Below are 5,252 nucleotides of genomic sequence, written 5' to 3' on the forward strand. Positions count from 1 at the left end.
CAACTGTACGCGATTGAGGATGCGGGGTTGATCCCGCTGCCGAGGGAGGCAAACATCCTCAAGGGGGCGGGACAACGAGGTTATGCCGTATGCGGCAAGTCGGTCTTCGTCGTTGACCCCGGGACGAGGGCAATACTGAAGCAGATGGATTTTCAGCACGTGGTAAACGCCATCGCCATCGATGATGCTTCAGAGACGCTTGTCGTGATAGAGAACAAGGACAAGATCGGGGATATACAATCTCCAGACGTGGGACAGATACGCCGTTGTGGATACGCTAAAGGATCCTGTGAGCGTGATAATCGACCGACAGAGAGACCTGATAGTTGTTGCGTCGCAGTCGGAGCGGAGGCTGACGTTGCTGGGTCTTGCCAGCCGTGGGATCATCGGCCAGATCGTGAAAGTACCAAAACTATTGTCAATCCGATAGGGAACATGCTATCATTAAGGACAAATGTTGAACTTACAGTGTGTATGGTGAACTAAGGATTATGATATATTACTCAAAGGGTAACATGGGGTTGTTGAATCTGCATAAGGTGGCATTTCTGTGCTCACGCGATTGCCCTGAGCGTGTTGTTCTGAGGTCTTATGAATGGGCAATTGAGCAACGGCAAAGGGGGGTGTGTGTGATCTCCGGGTTTCACTCGGATATAGAGAAGGATGTCTTGTACTTCCTGCTCAAGGGTAATCAGCCGATAATAATTGCCTTGGCCAGGGGGTTTATGAAGGATGTTGAGCCGCAGTTGAGGCGTCAGATAGACAGGAATCGCCTTTTGATCATCACCCCGTTTGAGGAAACCGTAAAGAGGGTTACGGCTGAAACCGCCGGACTGCGTAATCGCCTGATGCTGGAGCTGGCCGACGAAATAGTGGTGGCATATGCCAGCAAAGGTGGCAAGCTCGACAACCTGGTATCGGAGATCATGGCCTCGGGTAAGATAGTCAGGATGCTGGGGTAGTTCAGGCGGATGTTTGTTTATGCATAAGCACAATAAAGTGATGTGACAACATGTCTGTAGATATCCTGGTTGTAGGGGCTGGAATTTCGGGGTGTGTGCTGGCGGAGAGGTTTGCCTCCGTTGCCAACAAGAGGGTGCTGGTTATTGACAGACGTGGCCATATCGGTGGCAACTGTTATGACTTCCGTGATGAGGCCGGGATACTGATTCCGCTGTATGGCCCTCACATGTTCCACACCAGTTACGAGGACGTCTGGCAGTATATCGGACGCTTTACGCAGTGGCTGCCCTACACCCACAGGGTCAAAAGCTATGTCGATGGCATGCTTGTGCCAGTGCCGGTCAACATAGAGACGGTCAACAGGCTCTTTGGACTGGCCATGTCCTCGGAAGCAGAGATGCTAAACTGGCTGCAAAACAACACGCAAGGTATAAAGGAACCAAAGACCTCCGAAGACGTAGCCCTGATGAGGGTTGGCAGGGTGCTCTATGAAAAAATGTTCAAGAACTACACCAAAAAGCAGTGGGACAGATGGCCTGATCAACTCGATGCCTCGTTGATTGGCAGGATTCCGGTCAGGACGAACTTTGATGACGGATATTTCTCCGACAAGTACGAAGGCGTGCCAGATCAGGGATATACGAGCATATTTCAGAACATCCTCGACCATAAAAACATAAACGTCATGCTCAACGTTGATTATCTGACCCAAAAAGATGCGCTCATCAGAGATATCGGGGGACATGGGATATTAATCTTTACCGGACGGATAGATGCCTTTTTTGATTACAAATTTGGCAGACTCCAGTACCGGTCGCTGGAGTTTGAGTATGAGACGCTGGATATGGAGTACTTCCAGTCCAACGTTGTGATCAACTACCCAAACGATTATCGTTACATGCGCGTGACCGAACCCAAGCGTTATACCGGTCAGTGTCACCCGCGCACGACTATCATCAGGGAGTATCCCACGTGGGATGGCGACCCCTACTACCCCGTCCCATCGCAGGACAACCTCGACCGCTGCATGCGCTATGAGCAGGCCGCCAGGGAACTCCAAAAAGACGACATATATCTCATCGGCAGACTGGCAAACTACAAGCACCTCAACATGGACCAGGCATTCAAAAACGCCCTCGACCTCTTTGAAAAAATAGGAGGTATCTTATGAATAATTGCCCGTTCACAATACAATTTAAAGAAAGGTAATGGAGATGTTAAGGACTTTTACATTGCAATATTGGGTTGATGACAACTGGTACGTGGGCAAGCTCAGAGAAATTCCTGGTGTGTAAGGAAATAGCAGTTGAAGTTTGAAAAGACGGGAGTTTATTCGTAATTTAGTAAGTTTAGGATGTTATCTAAAAAAACATGGCAGTATTGCATACAAGCATGTATTGTACATAAATACCTGACCTTTATGCCTGACTCCTTAAACACAACTGGCAAAAACAGACTTGCTTTAGTTATAATGCCTCATGGGAATTATCAAGAATGGCAAGGAGCTGCTTAAGAGGTTTGTTGATGGAGTTGGCAGAGAAAAAAAAGCCCCTGCCTTTGCACACAAGAACAGACAGCGGCTACTTAAACACATCCAAAACAAGGATGTAATCTTGGACAGCGGTCCGTGCAGGGTGGAGTTGAGCGTTACGACATACTGTAACCTGGACTGTATCATGTGTGCCGGGCCGCAGAGGACTATGTCACTGGACAGGAGCTACGACTGGTTTCTGGAGCAACTGGGAGGATTCATCGATACCCTGGAGGACGTCTCTATCATTGGCCTGGGAGAGCCTTTGCTCTGGAAGGACTTTGACCGTGCCGTGGCCGACCTAACAGTGCGCGGGGCATCCCTGCGTACCACCACAAACGCCCTGTTGTTGCACAAGCACATGGACGCCTTTAAGACCGGAAACTTCAGAAGCATATGCATCTCCATAGACGGCACAAAGGAGGTCTACGAGTATGTCCGCAAAAATGCCAAGTGGCAGCAGTTTGAAACAAACGTCAGGGCACTCGCACAACTCATACAGGGATTAAAAAAACGACCGGTGCTGTATTTTAACGTTGCCGTGGGAACTTATAATTATGCCGATATCCCAAACATAGTCACCTTTGCCCAGGAGATTGGAGTAGACCTCGTATCGCTCAACCGTGTATCCTTTGGGCGGATTGTCGATGAAGACCCCACGGCAGACCTGTTATTCTCTGACCGGTATGAAGACTTCAGGGCTATGATGAAGAACCTGGCATATGTCTCAAGGGTTGCAGTGGCATGTGGCTTTGACCCTTCCCTGTCTATATATCCCACCTGGGGTAGTATTACGACACCACAGTTTGAACAACTGCTACCGTATCACACCATCGCCGTGGATGAGGATGCTGTCCAGTGCATATATCCATTTACGTCGGTGCAGTACTGGAGCGGCGATGTCTTTACGCCATGCTGCCTGCTAACTCGCGGTTATGACCCCGATGAGGCTTCATTTGCTTCATACTGGAACGGAAAATATATCCAGAACCTCAGAAAGAGGGCGTATGAGCATACATTGATCCCAGGCCCTTGCGGCAAAGATGCCTGTGTCTTTGCAAGGAAATTTACCAAACCATAAAAGCCTCTGACCTTTATGGTATAATATCTCAAGTATGTTGTCAAAAGACCTGAACAATATGATAGCCGTCACAAAGCAATGGATGCGTCAGAGGCATCCCGGTGCCTACGAGGCATTAAAGATGCAGTATCACAATATGCGCAAGCGAATGGCTCCCCCAAAGGAGCAGCCACACACCGTACTGAAGAGAGAGCAGTATCCGGAGGTCGAGTTCATTGCCGAAATGTCGAAGCTGCCCGCACCGCGTATCCTTGAGATAGGGTCGCGCAAGGTGGTTGGCTCCATGCCCCGGCAACTGATAAGTTCAAAGGCCGAGTTTGTCGGGCTGGATATCATGGAGGGACAGGGGGTTGACGTCGTGGGGGATGCCCACAGGTTGTCGGAGCTGTTTGAGCCGGACTCCTTTGATGGCGTGTATTCGGCGGCGGTCTTTGAGCATATCGCCATGCCCTGGAAGGTCGCCCTGGAGATAAACAGGGTCTTACGCAGGGGAGGGTTTGCCTATATCGGCAGTCATCACACATATCCCATGCACGAAATGCCCTGGGATTTCTGGCGTTACGGCAACGACGCATTTTCGACCATCTTTGGCGTCTTCAACGGGTTTGAGGTCGAAAACGAGGGCCTCGTATGGCCTGCCTCGCTGTGCCACCATGACACGGAGTCGGTCGTTGAAAACGGCTACAGGTGTTATCTCTTTACGCACGTGCTTGCCCGCAAAACACACGACTACAACCCCGCTGATTACAAGTGGGACATAGACTGCATGGATATCCTGCCAAAATGGCACTTCTATCCCGAAAAAACCGGTGTCACCGTCCTTGATGAAGGGGCGGAGATAAAACGCGGCTACCGCGCACTTGAAAAACCCGTTGGTTGCGTTGATACCCTCTTTGATGGCTTCATAAAAAGTGTCAAGCAGCAGCAACAGCGTCCGCTGGTCGCCTTTCTGACAACCCCGGCGGGAGACAAGGCCCTAAGTGGCAACAATCGCTCCGGACTGAGCCTTGAGGTGCTGCAATACAGCAACGTCAAAAGTGCCCGGGCCATCTACGGCCTGTCTAAGCGGATGAAGGCGGGGCGATTTGACGCCGTAATCCTGTGGGACGTCCTGGGGCTGTTGGAGTATCCGTGGGTTGCCGCAATCTCCATTGCGCATATAATACGTCAGGGAGGGAGGCTCTTTGTCCTGGACAGGAACACCAAACCGCTTGGTCGGCAGCAAGACCTCTGGCGTTTCAGCAGCGAGGCCCTTCGCGTGCTCTTCAACCCGGCAGTGGGTCTTGAGGTCGAGGACGCACTGATTGCAGACCCAGCCACTCTGTACCCAAAGAACATGGCCGACCCCATCTTCAAATACTACAACAAGGACGATGCCTGCTACTTTACCAGCGCATGTGTGGCAACCAGGGTTGAGGCCACGGCACAGGAGAGGTTAACATGGAACGTAAAATAAAATACTCAACTCAACTTTCGCACTTAAATTTTCGCAATTTTACCTTGAAAAATGCGGGTAAAACCGAAATAAAAGCATCGATTAGTTCTTGAATTTTATCATCAGGAAGCAACTGATGTGTATGAAGATATTCTCTTAAGAGTTTTAATAATAATGAGAGTGCTTCTATATATTGTATATCCTTGACTTCATCACAACATTCATAAAAAAGTATCCCAAAA

The 5,252-nt window shown here is 49.8% G+C and carries 5 protein-coding genes and 1 pseudogene; 5 read left to right on the forward strand and 1 reads right to left on the reverse strand.

The window, feature by feature from the left end:
- The 5 genes from HWQ67_RS12275 to HWQ67_RS12295 all read left to right on the forward strand — a co-directional run.
- On the forward strand, positions 1–486 hold a 486-nt coding region (locus HWQ67_RS12275; protein ID WP_218252981.1), incomplete at its 5' end, for a hypothetical protein.
- Between the two features lie 5 nt (positions 487–491).
- Entirely contained in the window at positions 492–962 is a 471-nt protein-coding gene (locus HWQ67_RS12280; protein ID WP_218252982.1) for a DNA-processing protein DprA, read from the forward strand.
- 50 nt (positions 963–1,012) lie between these two features.
- Positions 1,013–2,134 (forward strand): UDP-galactopyranose mutase, encoded by a 1,122-nt coding sequence (glf, locus tag HWQ67_RS12285; RefSeq protein ID WP_218252983.1) that lies wholly within the window; start codon positions 1,013–1,015, stop codon positions 2,132–2,134.
- Positions 2,135–2,441: 307 nt separating this feature from the next.
- A complete protein-coding gene (locus tag HWQ67_RS12290) occupies positions 2,442–3,575 on the forward strand; it encodes a radical SAM protein (protein ID WP_218252984.1) in 1,134 nt (377 codons plus the stop codon).
- A 34-nt stretch (positions 3,576–3,609) separates the two neighbouring features.
- Positions 3,610–5,031, forward strand: coding sequence for a class I SAM-dependent methyltransferase (locus HWQ67_RS12295; protein ID WP_218252985.1), 1,422 nt, complete (start codon positions 3,610–3,612; stop codon positions 5,029–5,031).
- Between the two features lie 10 nt (positions 5,032–5,041).
- Here the strand turns inward: HWQ67_RS12295 and HWQ67_RS12300 are convergent.
- Positions 5,042–5,252, reverse strand: a pseudogene (locus tag HWQ67_RS12300) (IS4 family transposase); the annotation flags it as partial.

It is taken from the genome of Candidatus Magnetobacterium casense, from assembly GCF_019173545.1.
GTDB lineage: Bacteria > Nitrospirota > Thermodesulfovibrionia > Thermodesulfovibrionales > Magnetobacteriaceae > Magnetobacterium > Magnetobacterium cryptolimnobacter.